The 26,383-nt window shown below is 62.8% G+C and carries 20 protein-coding genes; 9 read left to right on the plus strand and 11 right to left on the minus strand.

All coding sequences use genetic code 11. From position 1 onward, the window contains the following. The first annotated feature begins 2 nt into the window (after window positions 1–2). Window positions 3–647, plus strand: coding sequence for a pentapeptide repeat-containing protein (locus ACLH0I_RS16715; protein ID WP_411384813.1), 645 nt, complete (start codon window positions 3–5; stop codon window positions 645–647). Between the two features lie 180 nt (window positions 648–827). Here the strand turns inward: ACLH0I_RS16715 and ACLH0I_RS16720 are convergent, their stop codons facing one another. Both ACLH0I_RS16720 and ACLH0I_RS16725 read right to left on the minus strand, forming a co-directional pair. After that, window positions 828–1,466, minus strand: a complete 639-nt coding sequence (locus ACLH0I_RS16720) for a response regulator (RefSeq protein WP_411384814.1) — start codon at window positions 1,464–1,466, stop codon at window positions 828–830. Beyond that, window positions 1,466–2,719, minus strand: a complete 1,254-nt coding sequence (locus ACLH0I_RS16725; RefSeq protein ID WP_411384815.1) for a histidine kinase — start codon at window positions 2,717–2,719, stop codon at window positions 1,466–1,468. Before ACLH0I_RS16725 ends, ACLH0I_RS16720 begins: the two co-directional genes overlap by 1 nt. Before the next feature lie 378 nt (window positions 2,720–3,097). Here ACLH0I_RS16725 and ACLH0I_RS16730 point away from each other — a divergent pair, with 378 nt between their 5' ends. The 6 genes from ACLH0I_RS16730 to ACLH0I_RS16755 all read left to right on the plus strand — a co-directional run bounded on the left by ACLH0I_RS16730 (window position 3,098) and on the right by ACLH0I_RS16755 (window position 8,334). Further along, a complete protein-coding gene (locus tag ACLH0I_RS16730) occupies window positions 3,098–4,264 on the plus strand; it encodes an ABC transporter substrate-binding protein (protein ID WP_411384816.1) in 1,167 nt (388 codons plus the stop codon). Between the two features lie 26 nt (window positions 4,265–4,290). Then, on the plus strand, window positions 4,291–5,295 hold the full coding sequence (locus ACLH0I_RS16735; protein WP_411384817.1) for a YVTN family beta-propeller repeat protein: 1,005 nt from the start codon (window positions 4,291–4,293) through the stop codon (window positions 5,293–5,295). Further along, window positions 5,292–6,023 carry an ABC transporter ATP-binding protein gene (locus ACLH0I_RS16740; RefSeq protein WP_411384818.1) on the plus strand — a complete coding sequence of 244 codons (732 nt, stop codon included), beginning with the start codon at window positions 5,292–5,294 and terminating at the stop codon, window positions 6,021–6,023. Before ACLH0I_RS16735 ends, ACLH0I_RS16740 begins: the two co-directional genes overlap by 4 nt. Continuing rightward, the gene (locus tag ACLH0I_RS16745; protein WP_411384819.1) at window positions 6,020–6,811 is read left to right on the plus strand and encodes an ABC transporter permease; all 792 of its coding nucleotides are present in this window, start codon (window positions 6,020–6,022) and stop codon (window positions 6,809–6,811) included. The genes ACLH0I_RS16740 and ACLH0I_RS16745 overlap by 4 nt, the downstream gene beginning before the upstream one ends. Before the next feature lie 264 nt (window positions 6,812–7,075). Next, on the plus strand, window positions 7,076–7,609 hold the full coding sequence (locus tag ACLH0I_RS16750; protein ID WP_250962040.1) for a PQQ-dependent catabolism-associated CXXCW motif protein: 534 nt from the start codon (window positions 7,076–7,078) through the stop codon (window positions 7,607–7,609). 59 nt (window positions 7,610–7,668) lie between these two features. Beyond that, window positions 7,669–8,334, plus strand: coding sequence for a response regulator transcription factor (locus ACLH0I_RS16755; protein WP_186731030.1), 666 nt, complete (start codon window positions 7,669–7,671; stop codon window positions 8,332–8,334). Window positions 8,335–8,494: 160 nt separating this feature from the next. Here ACLH0I_RS16755 and nahK read toward each other — a convergent pair whose 3' ends face one another. The 9 genes from nahK to ACLH0I_RS16800 form a co-directional block, all read right to left on the minus strand. Further along, on the minus strand, window positions 8,495–11,137 hold the full coding sequence (nahK, locus tag ACLH0I_RS16760; protein ID WP_411384820.1) for a hybrid sensor histidine kinase/response regulator NahK/ErcS': 2,643 nt from the start codon (window positions 11,135–11,137) through the stop codon (window positions 8,495–8,497). Continuing rightward, window positions 11,067–12,224, minus strand: a complete 1,158-nt coding sequence (gene nosP / locus ACLH0I_RS16765) for a nitric oxide-sensing protein NosP (protein WP_411384821.1) — start codon at window positions 12,222–12,224, stop codon at window positions 11,067–11,069. Before nosP ends, nahK begins: the two co-directional genes overlap by 71 nt. Before the next feature lie 606 nt (window positions 12,225–12,830). Next, window positions 12,831–13,358, minus strand: coding sequence for a nitrous oxide reductase accessory protein NosL (locus ACLH0I_RS16770; protein ID WP_411384822.1), 528 nt, complete (start codon window positions 13,356–13,358; stop codon window positions 12,831–12,833). Window positions 13,359–13,389: 31 nt separating this feature from the next. Further along, window positions 13,390–14,220 (minus strand): ABC transporter permease, encoded by an 831-nt coding sequence (locus ACLH0I_RS16775; RefSeq protein WP_411384823.1) that lies wholly within the window; start codon window positions 14,218–14,220, stop codon window positions 13,390–13,392. Further along, a complete protein-coding gene (locus tag ACLH0I_RS16780) occupies window positions 14,217–15,134 on the minus strand; it encodes an ABC transporter ATP-binding protein (RefSeq protein ID WP_411384824.1) in 918 nt (305 codons plus the stop codon). Before ACLH0I_RS16780 ends, ACLH0I_RS16775 begins: the two co-directional genes overlap by 4 nt. Next, window positions 15,131–16,444, minus strand: coding sequence for a nitrous oxide reductase family maturation protein NosD (locus ACLH0I_RS16785; RefSeq protein ID WP_411384825.1), 1,314 nt, complete (start codon window positions 16,442–16,444; stop codon window positions 15,131–15,133). Before ACLH0I_RS16785 ends, ACLH0I_RS16780 begins: the two co-directional genes overlap by 4 nt. A 25-nt stretch (window positions 16,445–16,469) precedes the next feature. Further along, on the minus strand, window positions 16,470–18,389 hold the full coding sequence (gene nosZ / locus ACLH0I_RS16790) for a TAT-dependent nitrous-oxide reductase (RefSeq protein WP_186710342.1): 1,920 nt from the start codon (window positions 18,387–18,389) through the stop codon (window positions 16,470–16,472). 53 nt (window positions 18,390–18,442) lie between these two features. Then, a complete protein-coding gene (gene nosR, locus ACLH0I_RS16795; protein ID WP_411387519.1) occupies window positions 18,443–20,593 on the minus strand; it encodes a transcriptional regulator NosR in 2,151 nt (716 codons plus the stop codon). 327 nt (window positions 20,594–20,920) lie between these two features. Beyond that, the gene (locus ACLH0I_RS16800; RefSeq protein WP_411384826.1) at window positions 20,921–22,399 is read right to left on the minus strand and encodes a hypothetical protein; all 1,479 of its coding nucleotides are present in this window, start codon (window positions 22,397–22,399) and stop codon (window positions 20,921–20,923) included. Between the two features lie 194 nt (window positions 22,400–22,593). Between ACLH0I_RS16800 and ACLH0I_RS16805 the strand changes: the two genes are divergently transcribed. Then, window positions 22,594–25,248, plus strand: coding sequence for an excinuclease ABC subunit A (locus tag ACLH0I_RS16805; RefSeq protein ID WP_411384827.1), 2,655 nt, complete (start codon window positions 22,594–22,596; stop codon window positions 25,246–25,248). Window positions 25,249–25,637: 389 nt separating this feature from the next. Further along, window positions 25,638–26,366: a helix-turn-helix transcriptional regulator gene (locus ACLH0I_RS16810; RefSeq protein WP_411384828.1), complete on the plus strand. Its 729-nt coding sequence runs from the start codon at window positions 25,638–25,640 to the stop codon at window positions 26,364–26,366. Window positions 26,367–26,383 lie beyond the last annotated feature (17 nt).

Consider the following 26,383-nt stretch of genomic DNA (forward strand, 5'->3'; position numbering starts at 1 on the left):
TCATGAAATTTTTGCCATTGCTGCTGCTGTTCATCGGCACCTTTGCCCATGCCGACGACCCCGACACCCCACTGACCATCAACGGCTGCACCATCGCCGAATCCAGCCAATGCCCCGGCGCCAACCTGCGCGGCGCACAACTGGCGAACCAGGACCTGCGCAAAATGAACCTCAGCGGCGCCGACCTGCGCGATGCCGACCTGCGGCACGCGCGGCTGGACTTGGCCAACCTTGAGAAAGCCCAGCTACAAGGCGCCAACCTGACCCGTGCCAGCCTGCAACAAAGCAACCTGCGCCTGGCGGACTTCAGCGGTGCCACGCTCATGGCGATCCAGGGTTGGGGCCTGTTCGCCCAAGGCGCGCAATTCCAGCGTGCCGACCTGACGGCGGCCTACCTCCAATTCGCTCGCCTGTCCGGTGCCCGCCTGCACGAGGCCAATCTGCAAGCCGCAGACCTGGAAATGGCCTGGCTGAGCAAGGCCGACCTCAAGGGCGCCAACCTGCGCGACGCCAACCTGCAAGAAGCCAAGCTCGGCGAAAGCAACCTGGAACAGGCCAACTTGAGCGGTTCTCGCCAGCATTATGGGAATTTCCAGGATGCGAATATGCAGGGCTGTACCGGGTGCCCAACGTCCTGGGATCAGTGAAGGCTCTGGATCACACAAATCCTTGTGGCGAGGGAGCTTGCTCCCGCTGGGGTGCGAAGCAGCCCCCAATAGGGTCAACTCAATGAGCCTGACACACCGAGGTGCCGGGTTTTGGGGGCGCTCCGCACCCCAGCGGGAGCAAGCTCCCTCGCCACAGGTGATCGCATTTCAAATCAAACATTAACCGGCCACCCGCACCACCCCCATATCGATCCCCAAATGCACCAGCTCGGCATGGGAACTGACCTGCAACTTGCTCTTGAGCAGCGTCAGGTGGTTGGACACGGTCTTGGCGCTGATGCACAGCTGTTCGGCGATGGTCCGGGCCGGGGTACCCTTGGCGAGCATGACGAAAATCTCCAGCTCCCGCTGGGTCATGCATTGCAGGCGTGGATCGACAGCCTGTCGCGAGCTGGCGCAGGCCAGTTGCGTGGCCAAGGACTGTTCGATGTAGGCATGGCCCCCAAGCACCCGCCGCACCGCTTCCACCAGCACCTGGGGCGCCGAGTTCTTGGTCAGGTAGCCCGCCGCACCCGCATCCAGCGCCTGGCGCACCAGCGGCAGTTCGTCGTGCATGCTGAAGAACAACACCCGCAGTTGCGGCAGTCGCTGGCGCAGCCGCCGGGTGGTTTCCAAGCCACTGATCCCGGGCAAGCCGAAGTCCATGATCACCAGATGAGGCACCTGCTCCAGCACCTGGCTCAGCGCCTCTTCACCCGTGGCCGCTTCGCGGACCTGCAGGTCCGGCATCAGTACCCGCAACAAACTGGCATAGCCCTGCCGCACCACCGCATGGTCATCCACCAACAAAATGTTCATCACGCCTCCCAGGCAATATTCAAGGCCAGCGCCCAACCGGCACCGGGCTGGCTGATGACACGCAACTCACCGCCAAGGCTGCGTGCCCGTTCGGCCATCGAATGCAGGCCCACGCCCGCACGCGGTGGTTGCGGCGCGCCCTGACCGTTGTCGCGCACCAGCAAGCGCAAGCGTCCGGCGCGATGTTGCAGGCGAATCCGTACCTGCGTGGCACCGGCATGTCGGGCAACGTTGGTCAACGCTTCCTGCAACAACCGATACAGATGGGTCTTGTCGGGCCCCGACATGGGTGGCAGGGCGGTATCGATCCGCAACTGGCAGGCGATGCCCTGGGTTGCCTGCCATCGCCCGGCCAACACCTCGATGGCCTCACATAACGGCAGGTGCTGCAACACCACCGGGTAAAAGTCATGCACCAGCGCCCGGAACCCCTGCTGCAAATGCTCGCAATGGTCTTCAAGCTGGCTGACGGTCTGTTCCAGCGTCGGCGGTTGATCCATCACCAGCCGCAGCAGGCAGGCACGGGCACGAATACCGGCCACGTATTGCCCCAGGTCGTCGTGCAGGGTCTGGGCCAACCGAGTGCGCTCCTGCTCCTGCACCGCCAGCAAGGCCTGGGTGAGCCGGGCGTTATCGGCCTGGGCCTCGGCCAAGGCAGCGGTCATGCGGTTGAAATGCCCCGCCAATTGCTGCGCCTCCGGCACACCTTCAGTGCCCAGGCGCACCTGCAGGTTTCCCGCAGACACCTGGCGCAGCGCTTGCAGTAGCTCGTCGAGCAAACGCATGCCACGCCGTACCGCCCAGCGGATCACCAACAGGCTGAGTAACAACGCCAAGGCGCAGACGTACAACAGTTGCACCAATGAATCGAGGATCTCGTCGATCTCGTCCCGCGGATCGACGGCAATCCATGCCCGTCGACCGTCAGGCAAATCCACCACCTGGGCCGCCGGGCCATCGTCCAGCAGGCGGCGGCCGAGCAAGGCCTTCACCCCTTCCTCATCCGCCGGGAACAGCTCGCCGGGAACCAACCAACGGACCCGCACATGACGCAGGCTGCCGGTCAACCGTGGCTGGAGACTGGCCGGGTCGCGCTCGGCGGTTTCGCGCAGGTAATGCACCACCGACTCGGCCGATTGCAATTCACGTTTCACATCGGCCATGGCCTGGTGCAACAGCAGGACGGCACAGGCCAGGGTGACCAGGGCGAAGAAGGCGCAAACCCAGAGGTTGATTCGCCAGAGGGCTGACATGGCTAACGTTCCTGCCCTGAATTGACACCCATCCCCTGTGGGAGCGAGCTTGCTCGCGATGACGGCGGCACATTCAATACCGTGGTCGACTGAACCACCGCTATCGCGAGCAAGCTCGCTCCCACAGGGGGGCTTGGGGGTTTCCAGGTTTTGGGACGATCCACACCGACCAAGCTCAGGATCAACAGGAACGGCAGCAGCAGGGTCTTGAGAATCCGCATGGTCTGTCCACTCCTGGTCAATAACGATTGCCTTGCATCCTAAAACCCCGGCCGCCAAGGCGAGTTACTACCTTGGTACTGCCCCGGCGGTACTTTCTGCATATTTCCCCTTGGCCGCGGCCTTCCTATGCTGGCGCTACCCGCAATGGAGGACGTCATGCGCCGGCTCGTCAGTTACGCCCTGGTTTTTCTGCTGGCAGCGACAACCGCTCACGCCGGCGATGCCGCACCGTTGCAAGTGCGCATCGGCTACCTGGCTTATCGCCCCAACCCGGGCCCGCTGCTCTCCAATGTCATCGCCGAACCGGCCGATGCCGGCTTGCGCGGCGCTGAGCTGGCGATCGTCGACAGCAACAGCACCGGGCGTTTCCTCAAGCACGACTACCGCCTGGAAAGCGCCAGCGCCGACACGCCCGAAGCCCTGCTCCAGGCCGCCCGAACCCAACACGACCACGGCCTGCGGTTGTTCGTGGTCAACGCACCGGCCGCCAGCCTGCGCCAGCTCAGCGCCGCCCTGCCCGACAGCCTGCTGTTCAACGCCGGCAGTCCCGACGACAGCCTGCGCACCACCGACTGCCTGGTCAACGTGCTGCACAGCCTGCCCGACCGTGCCATGCTCGCCGATGCCCTGGTGCAGTTCAGCGTCGTGCGCAAATGGCAGCGGGCCTTGCTGGTCGTCGGCCAGACGCCCGAGGACCAGGCCTACGCCGCTGCCTTGCGCCGGGCCATGAAGCGCTTCGGCATGAAGACCGTCGCCGAGAAGGCCTGGCAGTTCGACAACGACCAGCGCCGCAGCGCCCAGGCCGACATGCCGCTGTTCACCCAGACCGCCGAGTACGACGTGGTGCTGGTGGCCGACGAACGCGGCGACTTCGGTGAATACCTGCCCTACCAGACCTGGTACCCGCGCCCGGTGGCGGGCACCCAAGGGCTGACGCCCACCGGCTGGCACAAGACCGTGGAAACCTACGGCGCGGCGCAGTTGCAAAAACGCTTCGAAGCCCTGGCCGGGCGCTGGATGAACGACCGCGACTTCGCCGCCTGGATCGCCGTGCGCAGCATCGCCGCCGCCGTGAGCAAACTGCGCCAGGACGACCCGTTCGCCATCCGTCAACTGGCCCTCAGCGACCAATTGCCGCTGGACGGTTTCAAGGGGCGCAAGCTCAGCTATCGCCCCTGGAATGGCCAACTGCGCCAACCGATTCCCCTGGTCCAGCCCCGGGCCCTGGTCAGCACTTCGCCCCAGGACGGCTTCCTCCACCCTTCCAATGAAATGGACAGCCTGGGCTACGACCAGCCCGAAGTGAGCTGCCGTTACCCCTGATCGATAACAACAATAAGGAAACCGCCATGCGCCGCGCCTTGATTTACCCGGCCCAGCTCCGCCCGACCCTGCTATGCAAAGCCCTCGCCCTGGGCGCTGCATTGCTCGCCGCCGGCCCCGCCGCCGCCAGCATCGCCTGGGTCTCCAACGAAAAAGACAACAGCCTGAGCCTGATCGACCTGCAGCGCCTGGAAGTCATCGAAACCCTGCCGGTAGGCCAGCGTCCCCGGGGCCTGCTGCTGTCCCATGACAATCGCCTGCTGTACATCTGCGCCAGCGACTCGGACCGGGTCCAGGTGATGGACGTCGCCACCCGAAAAATCATCAAGGAACTGCCGTCCGGCAAGGACCCGGAGCAGTTCGCCCTGCACCCCAACGACCGCTGGCTCTACGTGTCCAACGAGGACGATGCCCTGGTCACGGTGATCGACACCCAGACCTCCGAAGTCCTGGGCCAGATCGGCGTGGGGGTCGAGCCCGAAGGCATGGCCGTCAGCCCCGACGGCAAGTGGGCGGTCAACACCAGTGAAACCACGAACATGCTGCACTGGATCGACACCAGCACCCAGACCTTGGCCGACAATACCTTGGTGGACCAGCGCCCGCGTTTCGTCGAATTCAATCGCGACGGTACGCAGCTCTGGGCCTCGGCGGAGATCGGCGGCACCTTGACCATTCTCGACGTCGCCACGCGCCAGGTGCTCAAGACCTTGACCTTCCAGATCAAGGGCGTGCACCCGGACAAGGTCCAGCCGGTGGGCATCAAGCTCAGTGCCGATGGCACGCTGGCGTTCGTCGCCCTGGGCCCGGCCAACCATGTGGCGGTGATCGACGCCAAGACCTTCGAAGTGCTGGACTACCTGCTGGTGGGCCGACGAGTGTGGCAACTGGCGTTCACCCCAGACCAGAAGCAACTGCTGGCGACCAATGGCGTCAGCGGCGATGTCTCGGTGATCGATGTAGAGAGCCGCAAAGTCCTGAAGTCAGTGAAAGTCGGCCGCTATCCATGGGGTGTGGTGGTGACGCCATGAACGCCCTGGAGGTCAGCGACCTGAGCTTTGCCTATGGCGCACGCGAAGCCCTCAAGCAGATGAGTTTCCGCCTGCCCGCTGGACGTTTCGCCGCGCTGCTGGGACCCAACGGTGCTGGTAAGTCGACGCTGATCGCCCTGCTCACCCGCCTGTACGACCTGCAGCGTGGCGAGATCCACATCGACGGTCATTCTCTGCAAAATGCTCCGCGTCCGGCCTTGCGCCAGTTGGGTGTGGTGTTCCAACAAAGTACCCTGGACCTGGACTTGAGCATCGAACAGAACCTGCGCTACCACCTGGCGCTGCATGGTTTTTCCCGACGCCAGGGCAGCGCCCGCCTCGACGCCGAACTGACCCGCCAGCACCTGATCGAGCGGCGCCATGAACGGGTGCGCGACCTCAACGGCGGCCATCGCCGTCGGGTGGAAATCGCCCGGGCCCTGCTCCACGAACCGCACTTGCTGCTGCTGGACGAACCCAGCGTCGGCCTCGATCCGGCCAGCCGCCTCGCCCTCGGCCTGCACATCCGGCAACTGTGCCGCGAGCAAGGCATCAGCGTGCTCTGGACCACTCACCTGCTGGACGAAGTGCAGCCCAGCGATGACCTGTTGATCGTGCACCAGGGCCGCCTGGTCGCCAGCGGCAAGGCCGATGCGGTGAGCCAGGAACACGGCGGCACCCTCGGTTCGGCCTTCACCCATTTGACCGCTTCGGGAGCCCGGCCATGAGCGTGTACTGGCACTGTTTCAGCGGCATCGTCATGCGCGAATGGCTGCGCTTCGTGCTGCAACGCACCCGGCTGCTCAGCGCCCTGGTCCGGCCACTGCTGTGGCTACTGGTGTTCGCCGCCGGCTTTCGCGCGGCACTGGGCATCGCCATCATCGCCCCCTACGACACCTACATCCCCTACGAGGTGTACATCGTGCCGGGGCTGGCCTGCATGATCCTGTTGTTCAACGGCATGCAGGGCTCGCTGTCGATGGTCTACGACCGGGAAATGGGCAGCATGCGCGTGCTGCTCACCAGTCCCCTGCCCCGGGCGTTCCTGCTGGCGAGCAAGTTGCTGGCGACGTCGCTGATCTCGCTGTTGCAGGTCTATGCCTTTCTCGCCATCGCCTGGCTGTACGGCATCCAACCGCCGGCCATGGGCCTGCTGCTGGCCTTGCCGGCGCTGCTGCTGGTAGCGCTGATGCTCAGTGCCCTGGGCCTGTTGTTGTCCAATGCCATCCGGCAATTGGAGAACTTCGCCGGGGTGATGAATTTCGTGATCTTCCCGATGTTCTTCCTGTCCTCGGCGCTGTACCCGCTATGGAAAATGCAGGAAGCCAGCCCGTGGCTGTACTGGCTCTGCGCGGTCAGCCCGTTCACCCATGGCGTGGAGTTGGTGCGTTATGCGCTGTATGAGCAGTTCAACCTGCTGGCGATGGCGGTGTGCGTGGGCTTGACCCTGGTGTTCGCGTTGTTGGCGGTGTGGACGTTCAATCCGCAGCATGCGGCGTTGCGCAAGGCCAGCTGAACCGGCCCCAAGCCAATCCTCCTGTGGGTAGAATCCCCTGTGGGAGCGAGCTTGCTCGCGATGGCGGCGGATCATCCAGCGATGATGTTGACTGACACACCGCTATCGCGAGCAAGCTCGCTCCCACAAGGGTTCTTCACAAGGGCTCAGCCCAGGGTCCATGGCCAAAATTACTACTTTAGTACCGGTTTTCCTGTCCATGGTCGCATTCACAAGACCTCGACCCTGGCATGTAATGGGCGCATAACAAAAAGGATAAATCCTATGCCCCGTTTGCTGGCGATCCTCCTGCTGGGCCTGGCGCTGAATGTCGCGCAGGCCGAGACCGCGCTGTTTTCAGCCCAGGGCTATCGCATCGCCCAATACCGCAGCCCGACACCCGCCACCGTCGACGGCGCCCAGACCCTCGACACCCAAGCCCTGCAACGCCTGCTCGACCAAGCCCAGCCTCCGCTGCTGATCGACGTCTACCGTCGTCCATGGGTCCAGGGACGTTTCATCGACAACGAACCCCATGCCAACCTCCCCGGCAGCCTCTGGCTGGCCAATACCGGGGACGGCGATCTCGACCCGACCTGGCAGGACTACTTCAGCCATCACCTGCGCACGGCCACCGGCGGGCGGCTGGAGCGACCGCTGGTCTTTTATTGCCGCTCGGATTGCTGGCTGAGCTGGAACGCGGTAAAACGCGCCGCTGCCATGGGCTATAAGCATTTGTATTGGTACCGCGATGGCCTTGACGCCTGGGAGGCGGCGAACCTGCCCCTGCAAGCGGCCCGGCCCGAACCCTTTCCCTGAATGTGCAAGAAATGCGTGCAACTGCCCTGCCCCACACGACAATAACGAGGTGAATGGCCATGTATAAAATCCTGATAGCCGACGATCACCCACTGTTTCGCGAAGCCATCCACAACGTCATCAGCGACGGTTTTCCTGGCAGCGAGGTCATGGAGACCGCCGACCTCGACAGTGCCCTGGCCTTGACCGCCGAACACGACGACCTGGACCTGATCCTGCTGGACCTGAACATGCCCGGCATGCACGGGCTCAATGGCCTGATCAACCTGCGCAACGAGGCGCCAACCATCCCCGTGGTGATCGTTTCTGCCGAGCAGGACAAGCAAGTGGTGTTGCAGGCCATCACCTATGGCGCGGTGGGTTTCATCACCAAATCCTCCCCACGCTCGCAAATGACCGACGCCATCGAACAGATCCTCAACGGCAACGTGTACCTGCCGCCCGACATCATCCGCACACAAAAAAGCCCGACGGGCCGCCGCCTGAACGAAACCCCGGCGTTCCCACCGGAACTGCTCCAGGCCCTGACTCGCAAGCAACTGCTGGTGCTCGAACGCATGACCAAGGGCGAGTCGAACAAGCAGATCGCCTACACCCTGGACATCGCCGAAACCACGGTCAAGGCCCACGTCTCGGCGATCCTGCGCAAGCTTAATGTGCACAACCGGGTGCAGGCGATCCTCAGTGCCGGGGATATTGATTTCGGGGCCTATTTGCGGCGTTGAACGGTTGAACACTACAGGGACATGTGGCGAGGGAGCTTGCTCCCGCTGGGCTGCGAAGCAGCCCCATTCTGAACAAGCCTGACACACCGAGGTGCCTGGATTTTGGGGCCGCTTCGCGCCCCAGCGGGAGCAAGCTCCCTCGCCACAAAAGCCGTTCGGTTCAATGACCCTGGGATTGGCTTAGCAGATGGCTCATCGCAATCTTGAGCTTCATCGGCCGCACCGGCTTGTGCATCAGGGTGTGGCCGCGCTCGCGGATCTGCTGCTTGAGTTCGTTGCTGTAGTTGGCGGTGATCATCATGGCCGGGATCGGTGAGGCCCGGCGGGCGTTGATCCGGGCCACGGCGTCCACACCGTTCTGATCGTGGTCCAGGTGGTAATCGGCGATCAACAGGTCGGCCTCGGCGTGGTAGTTGTCCACTTGGCGGGCCAGGTCCTGCTCCGACAACGCCGTCACCACCTGGCAACCCCAACCCTCCAGCAAGGTGCGCATGCCGGCGCAGATCGCCGCATCGTTATCCAGCACCCAGACCCGTGCCCCCCGCAGTCGTTCCAGCATCGGCTCGCTCATGTCCAGGCACGGCAACGGCTTGGGTGCGGTGGCGCTCAGCGGCACGTCGATGGCGAACATCGAGCCCTTGCCCGGCCAGGAGCGCACCTGGATCCGGTGCCCGAGGATCCCGGCGATTTTCTCGACAATCGCCAGGCCCAGGCCCAACCCACGGTCCTGGTTCGGGCGCTGGACGTCGCCGCGCTTGAATTCCTGGAATATTTCCTCCAGGCGATTCTCGGCAATGCCGATGCCGCTGTCCCAGACCTGGATCGACACGCGCTGGCGATGCCTCCGGCAGCCCAGCACCACCCGACCGCTGGGGGTGTAGCGAATGGCGTTGCTCAGCAGGTTGCGCAGGATCCGCGCGAGCAATTGCATGTCGCTGCGCACCAGCACCGAACAGCCGACATAGTGCAGCTCCAGCCCTTCGCTGCGGGCGATCTGGGCGTATTCGGCGGCCAGGTTGTCCAGCAATTCGCTAAGGCCGAACGGCGCGACATCGGCCTTGATCACCCCGGCGTCCAGCTTGGAAATGTCCACCAGGGTGCCCAGCAGGTTCTCGACGTCCTGCAGCGAATTGCTGACGTTGCGCACCAATTGCGCGTTGGCCACCGGCTCGCGACGTTCGAGCAGGGCACTGGTGAACAAGCGTGCGGCGTTGAGCGGTTGCAGCAGGTCATGGCTGACCGCTGCGAGAAATTTGGTCTTCGACAGGTTGGCTTGCTCGGCCTCGCGCTTGGCCTCCCGCAGGCGCAATTCCACCCGGCTGCGCTCGTCGATCTCCCGCAGCAACTGGTCGTTGAGGGTGGTCAGTTCGGCCGTGCGCTCCTGGACTCGCTGTTCCAGGTTCTGGTAAGCCTGGTGCAATGCCTCGGCGGTGCGGCGGCGTTCGGTGATGTCGCGGATCAGCACGAAGATCCCGACCACTTCGCCGTTGGCCAGGCGGTTCGGCACGTAGGAGCGCAGCATGTAGCGCTCCTGGTTGTTGATGTTGGTCTCGGCGAATTCAAAGGTGACGCTCTCACCCGCCAATGCCCGGTCCACGTAGGCTTCCAGGCGCTGGTAATGCTGCTCGCTATGGGCTTCGCGCAGGCTCTGGCCGAGCATCACGCCGCGGGGCCAGCAATACCACTGCTCATAGACCTTGTTGGTGAATTCGTAGACCAGGTCGGCGTTGAGGTAGGCGATCAGCGCCGGCACATGGTCGGTGATCAGGCGGATCCAGCGCTCGCTTTCGCTCAGTGCCTCGGCGTGCTGGTAACGCTCGGTGATGTCAGTAAACGTGTTGACGTAACCGCCGGTGGGCAATGGATGCGTGCGGATCTCCAAGACGCGGCCATCGGACAGGCGCTGCTCGCATTCATGGATCAACCGGCCGTTGCTGTCGCGACTGGCCGGGGTCAGCAGTTGCAGCTCACTGTCGCCGATCACTTCGTTGAAGGGCCGGTGGGCCGCCACCGGGGCCAGGCCACTGAGTTCAAGGAAGCGCCGGTTCCACAGTTCCAGCACGCCTTGGGCATTGACCATCGCCACACCCTGGGACAGGTTGTCCACCGCCCGCTGCAACAGGTGGGACTTCTGCGCGATGGCCTGCTCGCGGCGCACGGTTTCGCTGAGCTTGACGTCGGTGATGTCAGTAAAGAGGATCACTCGCCCGCCTTCCTGGGTCGGCCGCTCGCTGACCTGCAGCCAGCGTCCGTCCTGCAAGCGATACAACACGTGCTCGTCGGCCTGGCCGCGGGGCTCTTCGCTGAACAAGCCGTTGGCGGTCATCAAGCGCTTGACCTCGGAAAGACGCATCCCGGCGATGATGCGCACCCGACTGTTGGCCCAGAAGGCCTTGAAGCGGCTGTTGAACAGGACGATGCGTTGCTGCTCGTCGAACAGCACAAACGCATCGGAGATGCTCTCGATGGCGTCGATCAGGTGCCGGTGGGCAGTTTCCGCCCGCAGTCGCGCCTCGCCCAGCAAGTGATTGCCGGCCTTGAGCTCGGCCATGGCCTGGTTCAGCGCGTCGGTGCGCTCACGCACCTGCTCGGCCAGCACCACCGAGTGCTGGAACGCCGCATAGGGGTCGTTGCCGCGGGTCACACCGGACTCCACCCGCTCGATCAGCGCCGCGTTGATGCGCCGCAACTTGCGGTTTTCGTGTTGCAGGCTGGCGAGCTGGACCTGCAGGTCAGCGATGGCCGGGGACGCGATGTCGGGCAATGGCAACTCCGGTGAACGTCTGGTTGATGTGCATGCCATTGAACTGTTCTCCATAGGTGTTGAACCCCATCACCCGTTGTTCGCGCAGGAACTCGCCGATCTGTTCCAGGCCACCGCGGTCTTCCAGCTCCAGGCGCCGCAGGAAGCAATCGCAGCCGATGGTCAGCAGCAAGTCGCCGAGGCGCGCCTGCAAACCGTCGAACAGTGTTTGCAGGTTGTGCAGCAAGGGACCGGGGGTCATCGCGGTGAGGACGATGCCGTTCTCCACCGCACAGTAGAAACTCAGGCTCAGGTCCGGGTGCACCTGCTGGATCGCCCGCACGTAGTACTGGTCGTTGATCCGCACCGCCAGGGGATGGGCGGCGAAGACTCGGTAGTCGAGGGCGCTCACTGGAACGCCGATGTGCCGGGCATATTCCTCGGCGGCGGGTTCGGCGTTGAGCTCATAGACCCGGCGCGAAGCACTGTCGGCGCCGGTCACCACCAGTTTCTCGTCCCGGGGCAGGATGTGGTGGGTGGTGAAGACCTCGAACTCCAGCCAGGTGTTGATCAGCACCACCACGGCCGCGCCGCTGTGGAACTGGCCTTCGAAGTAGACGTGGGTGTGGGTCAGGTAGTTGTCATCGCCGGCCGAGCCGCCGAAATGCGGGATATCCCCCAACGCGGCGCTCAAGGCCGCCAGCACCATTTCCTCGCGGCTGGACAGGCCGTCGAGCAGGGTCAAGGCGAAACTGTGGCCCTTGATCGGCGCCAAGGCGTTGCTGCGACAGCCGCTGGCCAGGCGCTCGACCATTTGCTGGGCGTCGATCAGGCTGAAGTGCTCCATTTCACCGATCAGCTCGGCGGCAATGGAAAAGTGTCGATGATCGAACCCCACCGCCGTCACACAGTTGCGACCGTAGCCCTGGGCGGTGATTTCCCCGGCGCTGGTGCAGCCCACCAGGCGAATCCCGCCAAAACTCTGGGACAGCGCCTGGCCCAGGGCCGGCAAGTCGTACTCGGCGGAACAGAAAAACAGCACGAACCCCAGGTGCGGGTGCAACAACTGCCGCGCCAGCGCCTGGGCCACCTGCTGGACGTCGGTCGCCTGGGACATGGCGCTCACCACACCTTCGCTCTGCTGCATCATCGCCTCCGGCGGGTGCGTGATAGGAGCCCTGAGTGTACGAAGCCGCGCCGGGGCGACGAATGCTACTTGGGTAGTGGGTGGACACTTCCATGGGATGAGAAGCTGGTACGCACCGCGCCCCCTCCTCCTGGCTTGGAATACCTTTGTGGCGAGGGAGCTTGCTCCCGCTGGGGTGCGAAGCGCCCCCATGAAGCTGCCCACATCAACCTGACACACCGCGGCGCCTGGCCTTGGGGCTGCTGCGCAGCCCAGCGGGAGCAAGCTCCCTCGCCACAACAGCCGTTCAGCTGTGTGTCAGGGGCTGTCGATCGTTCCCTCGCTCCTGCGTGGAAATGTCGCCAGGGACGCTCCGAGTTCCACTTCTTCAAAAACTAAACTCCCCATCCGTGAGCACACGCGGACGTCCAGCAAACGAAGGCCGCTTTTGTGGCGAGGGAGCTTGCTCCCGCTGGGCGCGAAGCGCCCCCATGAAGCTGCCCACATCAACCTGACACACCGCGGCGCCTGGCCTTGGGGCTGCTGCGCAGCCCAGCGGGAGCAAGCTCCCTCGCCACAAAAAGCGGTTCGGTGCTGGCAATAGAGCGGTTCAGTGCCCAGGTAATATCAGTGGTTCATCGGCGCCATGGCGCTCACCTGCCCCAGCAGTTTCTGATCGATGTCTTCCAGGCGCAGCACCCGGCCGCCGGTATCGCTCGCCAGTTTTTCTGCCGCCTGGGGATCGGCGAACGAAGCCAATACCACGCCCATGGCGCCTTTGAGCCCGCTGCCAATGACGAAGTACGCGCTGCGGGCGTCGATCAGATGGGCATCATCCGGCGCATCCCAATGGCTGCGCCCCATGTCGTGGACATACAGCTTGACGTCGGCCCGATGGTTTTCCGGCTGCAACCACCAACCCAGCATTTCCGCCGGCGAGCAGAACTTCTTCACGCCTCCTGTCCCGACCGCCGCGCCCTTGGGCCCGGGAAAGTCAGTGATGACCATGCCGCACACATGGCACTCATCACTGGAATGGAACGCCAGCGCCGCCTCGCTGGCCGCAGGTGGCTCGGCCTTGTCGCACGCCGCCAACGCCAGGCACATCAATAACCCGGCCAAGAGGCGGCCCGTCTTCAAAGACACTCTATTCATCGTTGCATGCTCCCTTGATCAAGTCAGACATTCACGGGCACCGGCGATTGAACAACCGGTAGGCCAGCCACAACGGGATTGCCATCCACAGGCCCAGGCACAACCAGAGCAAAGGCGCCGACACCGGCAAATCGCTGCCCAGGGTCAACACTGCGGCACCGCTGGACGCCGCATCGAACCCGGTCAGGTTGATCAGCCGATACACGTCCGTAGGGTTGAACAGCAGCAGCCATGGCAGCAGCTCAGGGCTGAACCTCCCCTCGCTCAGCACCAGCAGCGCCAGCAAGGCCAGGTCGAACACCAGCACGAAGAAAAACCACACCCCGAGCGCCAATCCGGCGGCGGTGGATTTCTCTGCCGACACGCTGCTCAGCACATAGGCCAGCCCGAGGAACACCCAGCCCAGCAGCGTGCTGGACAACATGAACCGGCCAAAGGCCCGGAGCAGCAAGCCCAACTGAACATCGTCCACTAGCAGAGCGATGGCCAGCATCGCACAGCCAAAGCCGATGAAGGTGGCCAGGGCCAGGATCAAGCCGTGCCCGACAAACTTGCCCAAGAGCAATTGGCCGCGCCCCAACGGGTAGGTCAGCAACAGCAGCAGCGTGCCGTTCTCGTCTTCGCCGACAATCGCGTCGTAGGCCAGCAGCAAGGCAATCAGCGGCATCAGGAACGTCGCCAGGCTGGACAGGCTCGCCACCGTGGCGGGCACCGAGGTAAACCCCAACTGACCGGATGCCGCCGCGCCGAGCCAGGCGATGCCGATCGCCAACACCGCGAACAACAGGCTGATAGCCAACAACCAGCGATTGCGCAGGCCATCGCTGAACTCCTTGCGGGCCATGTTCCAGACCGGGTTCATAGGCTGCCCTCCTCGGCGGCGGCACGGACCATGTAATGACGGTACAGGTCCTCCAGGGACGGCGGCTTGATCTCGACATCCGTCGGGTCGTCCTGGGCCAGCAACTGGCGCAGCAATTTCAGTTTGCTGCCGTCCGGCGCGGACACCTGCACCCCTTCCGCGCCCCAGCCCTGGGTGGCGTGCCCTTCACTGCGCCAATGCTGGCGAAGCCAGTCGGCCCGTGACAGGCCCGAGGCGCGGATCAGCGTCGGTAGTCCCGCGTCCTCCCGCAGCCGGGCCAGGCTGCCCAGGGCCAACAGCCGACCCCGGGTCAGAATCGCGGCGCGGTTGATGTGCGCTTCCACCCCCGGCAACACGTGCGAGCAGAGAATGATGCTGGTGCCCTGCCAACGCAGGCGATCGAGCAATTGATAAAGGTCCTGGGTGGCGATGGGGTCCAGGCCCACGGTCGGTTCGTCCAGCAATAACAGGCGCGGCTGGCCGAGCAGCGCCTGGGCCAGGCCGAGGCGCTGGCGCATGCCCTTGGAATAGGTCCTCACGCGCCGCCTGGCGGCGCCCGCCAGCCCCACTTCCTCCAGCAGACGCTCCACCTGCGCCGGTGCCGCGCCTTTGAGCCGGGCGAAATGGCGCAAGGTTTCCAGCCCGCTCAACTGCGGGTAGAACATCACGTTCTCGGGCAGATAACCGAGCATCTGCCGGACACTCGGGTCGCTGGGTGCGCGACCGAACACACGCACCTCCCCCTCGCTGGCTCGCAGCAAACCGAGGATCAACTTCATGGTGGTGGTCTTGCCCGCACCGTTGTGCCCGAACAACCCGAGCACCTCGCCTTGGGCCAGGGTCAAGTCCAGCCCGCGCAGCACGGCGACATCGCCATAACGCTGGCTGACCCCTTCGATCTCGACGACGTTCAAGACGCGTTCTCCTGGGCACTGTTGCGTGGTGGGGGCTGGACAGGGGTTTCCATCAGCGGATGACTATCCATTACCCCGGGAGATTTCATCACCGGGAACGCCCGCTGCACCCAGCGCAGCAGCTCGATCCCCGGACTGTTCATCAACAACCGCACCTGGGGATACAGCCACAGCAGGCGATCGACGTTGTCGTTGGGTTCATAGGCCACATCCCCCAGGCCGTCGCCGTTGCGATCCCAACCCAGGTAATCGCTCCAATAATTGCCGCGCCCGTCCGCCGACCATTCCTGCAACCGCGTGGCCACGTATTTGACCTGGCGCTGGTTGTGGACGAAGGCATTGCCGGCGATGCGGTTGTCCTCCGAGCCGGCCGTCAGGTGGATGCCCACGGCGCTGCGCTCGAAATGGTTGCCTTCGATGCGGTTGAACAACGAGTTGTAGATGAACAGGGCCTTGCCCTCGGCGCCGCTGATCATGGTGTCGCCGGTGGACCCGTCGCGCACGTCGCTGACGAAGTTGTCGCGCAGGGTGGAATAAGTGATGTAGTTCATCAGGATCCCGTAGTTCTGGTCCTGTTCGGAGCGATTGCCGATCACCGTCAATTGGCGGCTTTGCATCAAGGCATAACCGGTGCGGGTACGCCGGGTGACGTTGTCCAGCAGGCGGTTATCGTTGGCGAACATGTAATGCACGCCGTAGCGCAGATCCTCCAGCGTATTGCCCTGGAGCAGGTTGCCATTGGAGGTGTCGATGTAGATGCCGTCACGGGTTTCGCGCACCTGATTACCGATGACCCGGGCGCCGTGCACCGCATACAAATGGATGCCGTTGCCCCGGTCCTGGGAGCGCAGGCTGGGGTCGCCCTGGATGCGGTTGTCGATCAGGCTGACGTCCCGCGTGCCATCGACCCAGATACCGAAGCCCTGGCCTTGCATCCGATTACCGCGCACCACGGCGCCTGTTGCCCCGGGCTGGATGAACACGGCGGCGTTCATGGCCGTAAGGTCGTGGCCCCAGTCCAGGAAGGTGCAGCCCTGGACCTGCACGTTTGGCGCGTGAATGATCAAGCCATTGCCCTCGCCTTGCGCCTCGAATACCGCCTCTGGTGCGCAAGTGAGCGTCATCGGCTGATCGATACTGAACGAGCCTTGGTAGTGCCCCGCAGGCAGGCGCCAGTGCTGCTCGCCCTCAGCCTGCAAAGGCAGATTCGTAATCGGTTGCGGCGCGCCGAACGCACCGCCCGACAGCAGGCAGGACACCAGGGCAATGACCGGTCGACGAACGTTTGCATGCTGCGTTTTCCCGGTCATTGCGCCTGTCTCCTTGATGAATGACTCAGGCTTTCTCAACCAGCATGCGTCCGACCATTTCCATGTGCAGCGCGTGGCAGAACCAACTGCAGTAGTACCAATGCAAGCCGGCCTTGTCGGCGGTGAAGGTGATGGATGAGGTCTGTTGCGGGCTGATCTCCATGCTGGCGCCGTGGTTGGTCATGACAAAACCGTGGGACACGTCTTCGATCTGGTCGATGTTGGTGATGGTCACGGTCACCTCGTTGCCTTGCTTGACGGTGAACTCCGTCAGGCCATAGGCCGGCGCCATCGAGGTCATGTACACACGCACCTTATTGCCGTCGCGGATGACCTTGTTGTCGGTTTCGAGGTTGATGCCGTCCTTCTTCGCCAGGGCCACGGTGTCGGCGAAGAACGGATCGTTGCGGTTCCAGATTTTCTGGGTCTTGATCTGGTCGCGCCGCGCGAGAATGCAGTCATGGGGTTCGGCGAAGGCCGGGCCGTCGTGCACCAGCTTCATCTCTTCACCGGAAATGTCGATCAGCTGATCGTTCTCCGGGTGCAACGGGCCGGTGGGCAGGAAGCGGTCCTTGGAGAATTTGCACAACACCACCAGCCACTTGCCGTCCGCCTCGCTGGTTTCGGTGAGGGACGCATGGTTGTGGCCCGGCTGGTACTGGACGTCGAGTTTCTGCTTGATGTAGTTGACCTTCTCGCCCTTGTAGGCGCGGATGGCTTCGTCCATGTTCCACTTCACCACCTGGCTGTCGATGAACAAGGTCGTGTAGGCGTTGCCGCGCCCGTCGAACGTGGTGTGCAGCGGCCCAAGCCCCAGTTCCGGCTCGGCGACGATCACTTCCCGCGGATCCTTGTAACGATCGTTGAACAAATCGTCCAGACGGTCGATGGCGATCATCGAGACCGTGGGCGACAGCTTGCCGTTGGCGATGAAGTACTTGCCGTCCGACGAGGTATTGAGCCCGTGGGGATTCTTCGGCACCGGAATGTAGCGAGTGAACTCGGAATCCTTGCCGTCGGTCTTGCGGCCATCGACCACCGGCACCTTGGAACCGTCCAGGGTGATGAACTTGCCGGCCTTGATCGCTGCCTCGATCCGCGGGATGTTGAACACCACCACCCAGTCGCGCTCGTTGCGCATCATGCCGCCCAGGTCGTAGGCCTTCTCGGAGTTGTAGCAGGTGCTGGCGGCGTATTTGCCGGTGTAGTCGGCGTCGGAGTTGTCCAGGTTGCCGTCGACGATCACCTGGAAGGCCATTTCCATTTTTTCGGCATCAATGGCGTTGAACATCGTGAAGCTGTTTTTGTCCTGCAGGTCGAAGGTATGGCCGTCGTTGGGGTGCGGGATCACGAACTCGGCGTTGGCGAACACGTACTTGGTGTACGGCACCTTCTGCAGGCGCAGGCCGTGGATGGCCTGGACGTTGGGCACGGTGAGGATCTTGTCGCACTTCATGATGTCCAGGCGAATGCGCGCGACCCGGGAGTTGGCCTTGTCATTGATGAACAGGTATTTGCCGTCGTACTTGCCGTCGGTCATGGAGATGTGCGGGTGGTGGCAGTCGCCGTTCTGGTATTTGGCGCTGTCACCGAGGATGCGCTTGCTCTCGTTGGTCAGGCCCCAGCCGGTGGCCGAATCGACGTTGAACACCGGGATGCGCATCAGCTCGCGCATCGACGGCACACCCAGCACCCGCACCTCGCCTTGGTGGCCGCCGCTCCAGAACCCGTAGTATTCGTCCAACTCACCGGGCCCGACGTGGATCTTGGACTTGGCTTCCTTGGCCGCCGCTGCCCAGGACTCGCGGGTGAACGTCCCGGCGCCCAGCGCCGTGGCGCCGGCCAGCACCGCGCCCGTTACCGCACCGGTGCCGAGAAAACTGCGCCGGCTGACACCCCGGGGCGCTTCCACCGCGCCAGGGACTTGGTCTTTTTTGTCGCTCATGCTGTGTGCTCCATGAAGAATGAAACGGTCAAGGGACAGGCCATTGGGGTGCCTCAAGGCGCCGGGTTCACCTGCACCACGGGAATCAGTTGCGCATCGGTCACGGTCGCCTTGCCGCGCTTCTTGCGCTTGTTGATCAGCGGCGGGCATTTGTTTTCGTTGTGCCAGGTCATCTGGCAGTCGAGGCAGTAATGGCATTCGTTGGCGTTGATCCGCCCATCGGGATGGATCGCCTGGATCTCGCATTCCTTGGCGCACAGTTGGCAGGGGTTGCCACATTCCTTGCGGCGCTTGAGCCAGTCGAACAAGCGCAGGCGGGTCGGCATCGCCAAGGCGGCGCCCAGCGGGCAGACGTAGCGGCAATAGACTTTGCGGGTAAAGACATTGATCACCAGCAGGCCCGCTGCGTATGCCACGAACCACCACTGGCGGTCGAACTTGAGGGTGATGGCGGTCTTGAACGGCTCCACTTCGGCCAGCCGTTCGGCGCTGGACATCGATTCCAGCGAGACGCCGAACAGCACCAGCAAAATGATGTACTTGATTGCCCACAGGCGCTCATGCACGGCGAACGGCAGCTCGTATTGCGGCACCTTGAGCTTGCGCGCCAGCTCGTTGATCAGCTCCTGCAACGCGCCGAACGGACACAGCCAGCCGCAGAACACCCCGCGTCCCCACAACAGAATGCTGCCGGCGGTGAACACCCAGAGAATGAAGATCAGCGGATCGGTGAGGAACAGTTCCCAGCGAAAGCCTTCGAACAGGGCGTGGACGAAGGTCAGCACGTTGACCACTGACAACTGCGCCAGCGCAAAGCCGCCCAGGAACACCACGGTGAACACCAGGTAACCGCGACGTACCCAGTGCAACAACGTGGGCCGCCGGGCCAGTGAATCCTGGAAAAACAGGATCGCGGTGAGGACCAGCAACGCCGCACCCAACACCGAAATCTCTACGCTTTTCTGGTACCAGAGTGTCAGCCACATTGGCCGGCTGGCTTCTTCGGCGGCCGCCAGTTGCTCGGCGGTGGGCAATGGCCGTTCCAGGTAGCGTTCGGGCAGTTGATAGGCCAGCTCGAAACTGCTGAAGGTGCCGCTGACCGGACCGGTCTGGCGGCGCACCAGCAGCTCCAGGTTCCAGGGCGAGCCGGGGTCGAAACGGTGGGCGGCGCGGATGATGAAAATCGCCATTTCATCGAAATCCGGCATGTCGTCGAGGGCTACATCATTCAGGCGCTGGAAATCCAGGTCGCGAAAACTGATGGTGTCGCCGGACTGACGCAACTGCACCCGGTCGAAAATGCCGCCGCGCACGTAACCCGAGCCCTTGAAGGAATAACGACCACTGCCCATCACTGCAATGGCTTGTTCGCCCGGCTTGAGCTCGGCCATCAGCGTGCGGTATTGCGCCTCGCCCAGCAGGTTACGGCCAATGGTGGGTGGGTTGAGGTGGGTGGCGTAGAGGTCGATGAAGGTGTCATTCACCTGCTCGCCGCTGGCGGTCTCGACCTGTTCGGCTTCGGTGCCCTTGAAGGACGCATCGACCTGGCCACGGGTCAGGTGCAGGCGACGGACCGCGCCGTTGCCGGTCAAGGTCTTCCAGTTGGCAGCCTCGTAGATATCCGCACGCACCCGCGCCGGTGCCACGGCCAATCCCGCATCGCCCTTGACCAGGCCGAGGGATACCGCGACATCGTGGGCGGCGCGCATGATCACTTCGTTGACCACCATGGCCGTCACCGTGGCGCCGGCGATCGCATCGACCGTCACCGCATTCGGGTCGCTGGAATGCCCTACCACCACTCGCTGGTTGACCTTGATGCCGCTGTAGCGCGCGCTGAAGCCGTGGAGTTTTTCTTCGGCGATGCCGATCAGCAGGATCGGTTCGTGGTGTTCAAGCACATAGGCGTCGAGAATCACCCCGGCAGGATCGAGAATGACCTGGACGTTGATCGGCTTGCCGGAGTATGCCGGAATGTCCACCACATCCAGGCTCTGGAACACGTAGCCCGCGACCTTGCCAGCGGCGGACAGCTTGCGAACCTTGAAGGGACCGTCGGGTTCGGAGATCGAGTCGACCGAGCCCAGGACGTGGTGGATGCGTTGTTGCGGGAGGTCACCGTAATCCTTGGACTGGACGATTCCAGCGAACATCAGCAGTAGAACGAACAGCCCGGGGAGCCAGGAGCGGGATAGGTGCAACATCACAGAGGGACGGGTCATGAGCGCCAGGGCTTGAAGACAGGATCTTGACGATCATTGTGGGGGCCGCCCCTGGCATGGGCCCTTGATTGAAATCAACTCGGGAAAACTAAACGCCGAATCCGTGAGCAGACACGAATGTCCAGCAGATGAAGGCCGCTTTTGTGGCGAGGGAGCTTGCTCCCGCTGGGGCGCGAAGCGCCCCCCATGAAGCTGCCCACATCAACCTGACACACCGTGGCCCTGGCCTTGGGGCTGCTGCGCAGCCCAGCGGGAGCAAGCTCCCTCGCCACAACAGCCGTTCAGCTGTGTATCAGGGGCTGTCTGGGTTCAGCGCAACCCATAGGAATAGACGCGGCCGTCATTGCTGTCGTACCAGTTGCCGTTGGCCCAGATCACCCGGTCCTGGGCCGGTTGAAAACCGAGGATACCCAGGTAACCGCCGATGGCGAGGCGTTGCCAGGAGCGGCCCCAATCCTTGGAATAGAACACCCCATTGGCAGAGACGTTCGCGTCCGACCACCAATAGAGCCAACGCGGTGGATGGTGCTCGCTGGTGGTGTTGATCAGCAGGGTGTCTTGACCCATCCAGAGATTGTCACCACGCACCTGGGTCTGCGACGCCAGGGGTGAAAACACGCTGGGCAGCTCACCCATAGGCATCCAGGTCAGCGCGGCGGTGTCCAATTCGGCGACAACAGCTTGCCCGTGGTCGCCCTGGTCAACCAGCCCCATCACCCGCCCGGCGTCGTTCTGCAGCACCTTGTTCACGAACAGGTTGTCGGCACGCTGCACCTCCATGACCTGCCACTGCCCAGCCTCGGCTTGCAGCCGCGCCCGTGTCGTGACGTTAACCGCGATGTTGTCACCGACGCCATCCGGGTGGCTGCCCCAGAAGCGTTGGGAGACCCAGATAAAGGCCGTCTGCGCGTCCAACTGCAGGACACTGGTCTGGACGGTCCCATTTGCGCCTTCGCTGGTGTGCCACTCCGTGATGTCCGGGCGTTTGCCATGGGCGTATCCGGCAGATACGAGCAGCGACTCGGGAGCCATGATCGGCGAGCTGTGCGCACCGCGATCAGCCGAGTAAAAGACGCCGGTGGAAACGGCAGTCGGCTTTGCTTCATCGCCGTCCTCCTTCACCCCGTCCGGCGTGCCTACGGCCCAGACTTCATTCACGCCGTGGAAATAGGGAACCAGGCTCCAGGCCAACGAATCGGCCTCGGGAAACCAACCCTGGGTCAACCACGTCCAGCGCTGGCCTTGATCGTCGCTGCGAAAGACCACGGTTTGATCGGGCTCATGGGTATTCCCCGTCTCAGGTCGACGCAGGCCTGTGAGCAGGAACACACTGGTCCCATCGGGACTGGCCACAAGACAAGCGGCGCCGCTGACATGGGCCACAAGCTGAAACTGCCCTTTGTCATCCAGGCGGGAAATGAAGGAGGTTTCCGTTTCCCCACGAGAGAACAAACGGGAAAAGGTGCTGGGCTCCTCCGGTTCTTCAGTCTCGGCGGGCTTGCCATAGACCACCGCATCCAGGTTTACAACGTGCGCGGACGGCTCGAACGCTTGGGCCTCTCCCTCCAGCCGCGCCACCAGCCAAGTCCCCTGCGGTGCCACCGTCACGCCCGTGCAATACTGGGTCATCGCCCGCAAGCGGGTATCCTTCACGGTGCCCACCGTTTGCTGATCGGGGCCTTCACCGCCCCACTCCAGCTTGGCACTGGTCAGCATCCACATGTACCACAGCGCCGCGCCGACCAGCAGCGCGACAAATAATCGAGAGAGCAGTTTTGAACGAGACATGGGGAGGTCCGTATCCAGGGGAAAACTGCGAAGCTTTTCTCATCTCTTTTGTCCGGAGTAAATTTTTATCGCACGAGAATGGCCAAACCCGGTCGCATAAATGTCAGCGCTGTGATCCAGGTTACATTCTTCCCGTGACGCCGCCTCACCTGAACGCCCCAGTGCGACAAGCAGATGCCCACAAGGAACGCTCCATGCCCCCACGCTCCGGCCCCGCCGCCTCTTCATTGCCTCAAACCACCGGTTTCGTCCGGGTACGCGGCGCTCGAGAACACAACCTCAAGAACGTCGACGTGGACATCCCCCGCGATGCCCTGGTGGTGTTCACGGGAGTGTCGGGTTCCGGCAAGTCGTCGCTGGCATTTTCCACGCTCTATGCCGAGGCCCAGCGTCGTTATTTCGAGTCCGTCGCGCCCTACGCGCGGCGCCTCATCGACCAGGTGGGGGTGCCAGACGTGGACAGCATCGAGGGCCTGCCCCCGGCCGTTGCCTTGCAGCAACAGCGCGGCACACCCAGCGCGCGCTCGTCGGTGGGCAGCGTCACCACCCTGTCGAGCCTGATCCGCATGCTCTACTCCCGCGCCGGCAGTTATCCGGCCGACCAACCGATGCTCTATGCCGAGGACTTCTCGCCCAACACACCCCAAGGCGCCTGCCAGGAATGCCACGGCCTGGGCCGGGTCTATGAAGTGACTGAAGCCTCCATGGTGCCGGACCCATCGCTGACCATCCGCGAGCGCGCCGTGGCCGCCTGGCCCATGGCCTGGCAAGGCCAGAACCTGCGGGACATCCTCGTGACCCTGGGCTATGACGTCGACATCCCCTGGCGCGACCTGCCGAAAAAACAACGGGACTGGATTCTTTTCACCGAAGAAACCCCGACCGTTCCCGTCTACGCGGGACTGACCCCGGCCCAGACTCGCGAAGCACTCAAGCGCAAGCTCGAACCCAGCTACCAAGGCACCTTCAGCGGCGCCCGACGCTACCTGCTGCACACCTTCATGCATTCGCAAAGCGCCCAGATGCGCAAACGCGTGGCGCAATACATGCGCGCCAGCCCCTGCCCGGTGTGCGAAGGCAAGCGCCTCAAGCGCCAGGCACTGACCGTGACCTTTGCCGGCCTGGACATCGCCGAGCTGTCGCACCTGTCCCTGTTCGAACTGGCCGAGGTGCTCAAGCGGGTCCAGGCACCTGACTACCTTGAACAAGCCGAAGAAACAGGGGATGTCCTCAGTCACCAGCAAACCCGAAAGGCCCGGGAACAACGCGCTGCCCGGGGCGAAAATCCCCACGCCGGTGGACCGGACGCCCGCCACACACCCAACCTTTCCCTGGAAAAACGCCTGGCCGCCCAGCGCATCGCCGCCGAGCTGCTGGAACGAATCACCACCCTGATCGACCTGGGCCTCGGCTACCTCGCCCTGGAGCGCAGCACGCCGACGCTTTCCTCCGGTGAGCTGCAACGCCTGCGCCTGGCGACCCAGCTCAACTCCCAGTTGTTCGGGGTGATCTACGTGCTGGACGAACCCTCCGCCGGCCTGCACCCGGCCGACAGCGAAGCGCTGTTTGGCGCCCTGCAACGCCTCAAGGCAGCAGGCAATTCGGTGTTTGTGGTCGAACACGACCTCGATACCATGCGCCGCGCCGATTGGCTCATCGACGTCGGCCCGGACGCTGGCGAACAAGGAGGAAAAATCCTCTACAGCGGCCCACCGGCCGGCCTTGGCCAGGTCGCCGAATCACGCACCCGCGCCTACCTGTTTGGCGAAGAACACACCACGACACGCACCCCGCGTCCCCCCAAGGATTGGCTGCGCCTGGAAGGCATCACCCGCAACAACCTCGACAACCTGAACGCGGCCTTCCCGTTGGGCTGCTTCACCGCCGTGACCGGCATCTCTGGCTCAGGCAAATCCAGCCTCGTCAGCCAGGCCCTGCTGGATCTGGTCGGTGCGCACCTGGGCCAGGCCAGCCCCAACGCCGAACCCGATGAGCAAAGCCTGGAAGACGAGCCCGTGCAAACCAGCGCCGGGCGCGTTGTCGCCGGGCTCGATGCGGTCAAGCGACTGGTCCAGGTGGACCAGAAACCCATCGGCCGTACCCCGCGCTCCAACCTCGCCACTTACACCGGGCTGTTCGATCACGTGCGCAAATTGTTCGCTGCCACTGAGCGGGCAAAGGCGCTGGGGTTCGATGCCGGGCGGTTCTCCTTCAACGTCGCCAAGGGTCGCTGCGAAACCTGCGAAGGTGAAGGCTTCGTCAGCGTCGAATTGTTGTTCATGCCCAGCGTGTACGCCCCCTGCCCCACCTGCCACGGTGCGCGCTACAACCCGCAGACCCTGGAGGTTCGCTGGCAGGGCCTGGACATCTCCCAAGTCTTGCAACTGACCGTGAACCAGGCACTCGAGGTGTTTGCCGAGCAAGCGGCGGCCAGGCGCTCATTGCAAGTGCTGCAGGATATCGGATTGGGCTACCTGCGCCTGGGCCAACCAGCTACGGAGCTGTCCGGCGGCGAAGCCCAGCGGATCAAGCTGGCGACGGAACTGCAGCGCAAGGCCCGGGGCACGACGTTATATGTATTGGACGAACCCACCAACGGGCTGCATCCCCAGGACGTGGACCGCTTGCTGGTGCAGTTGAATCGCCTGGTGGATGAAGGCCATACGGTGGTTGTGGTGGAACATGACATGCGGGTGGTGGCGCAGAGTGACTGGGTCATCGATATTGGCCCAGGCGCAGGAACCCAGGGCGGAAAGGTGGTCGCTTGTGGGGCTCCGAGGAATGTGGCGAAGTCCCGGGAGAGTCGAACAGCAGGGTTCCTGAAAAGGGCTTTGCAGCATGAAAAATAAAGGTTTTTCAATGTTTCTCGCTGTTGCGAAAAAGCTGTCTATACTGTCCCCAGTTAATCGTTTCAGTGGATGTAATTAACTGCAACCTCAGGGCGCAATGGGCTGAGGTTGCACCGGCAAGGACGCAAAATGACATCACCGCAGCTGAAAGAACAAGCCTTACACCGCGGGATGAGGGGTTATTATCGCGCTCTGAAGCGCCCCCCGATGAACTGGATGTGCCCTCCCGATATTCCAATCCCCTTCGCAGCTCCGATAGCGGCCGCAAAACAGCGTGTGGTGATCGGTGCTGAGATTGTAAAACTCATCTACTCCGCTTGGCGAATATCAAGGTGATATACCTGACTGCGTAAAGGTATTCACATTAATATTTTTCGAGCGCATCCATTATGCTCAAGCCTATTCCAAGCCACCTGCTCAATTTAATTCAAGAGGTGGAGAATAATATCCCAGGGAAAAGCCACGACGAGTACACCGAGATACTCGGTTGGATGTTCTCGAAACTAGGGCTTGAAAAGTTTGCTTATGTTCATCTGGAGGCCGCACCCTTCGATAATGCCAAAGTCTCCATCCACAGCAATTACCCTGCTGAATGGGTGGACACTTACCGCAAAAACTCATTGCATAAATCAGATCCGGTGATGGCCAACACAGCCATTACCGCCACGCCTTTTTTCTGGGATGAAATTCCACAAGAACTGGACAATAACCCGGAAATATTCGATCAGTCCGCGTCCTATGGCATCAAGCAAGGGTTCACCATTCCGATTCATGAGCCGGGCAGATCGTTCGGTTCTATTCACCTGTCCTCGGAAGAGAATGATCCTGACTTCCCAACCATTGTCAGGGAGAATATGGTCATTATTCAGACGCTCAGCATCATCGCCAACCAGTACCGCCCGGTTGAGATCGGTGTAGAAAGCACGCTCAAGCTATCGCCCAGGGAAATTGAATTCTTGCGCTGGCTTGCGCTTGGAAAAAACTATAAGGAAATTGGCTTAATCATGAATATCACCGAACGAACAGTGAAATTTCATGCCAAGCAAATGACTGAAAAAATGGAGTGCACCAACGTCAAGCAAGCCATGTTCAAAGCGGCGCAGTTGAACCTCATCTAACATCCGTCGCCACTCAA

This window comes from Pseudomonas sp. MPB03, from assembly GCF_046605385.1.
GTDB classification, from domain to species: domain Bacteria; phylum Pseudomonadota; class Gammaproteobacteria; order Pseudomonadales; family Pseudomonadaceae; genus Aquipseudomonas; species Aquipseudomonas zanjanensis.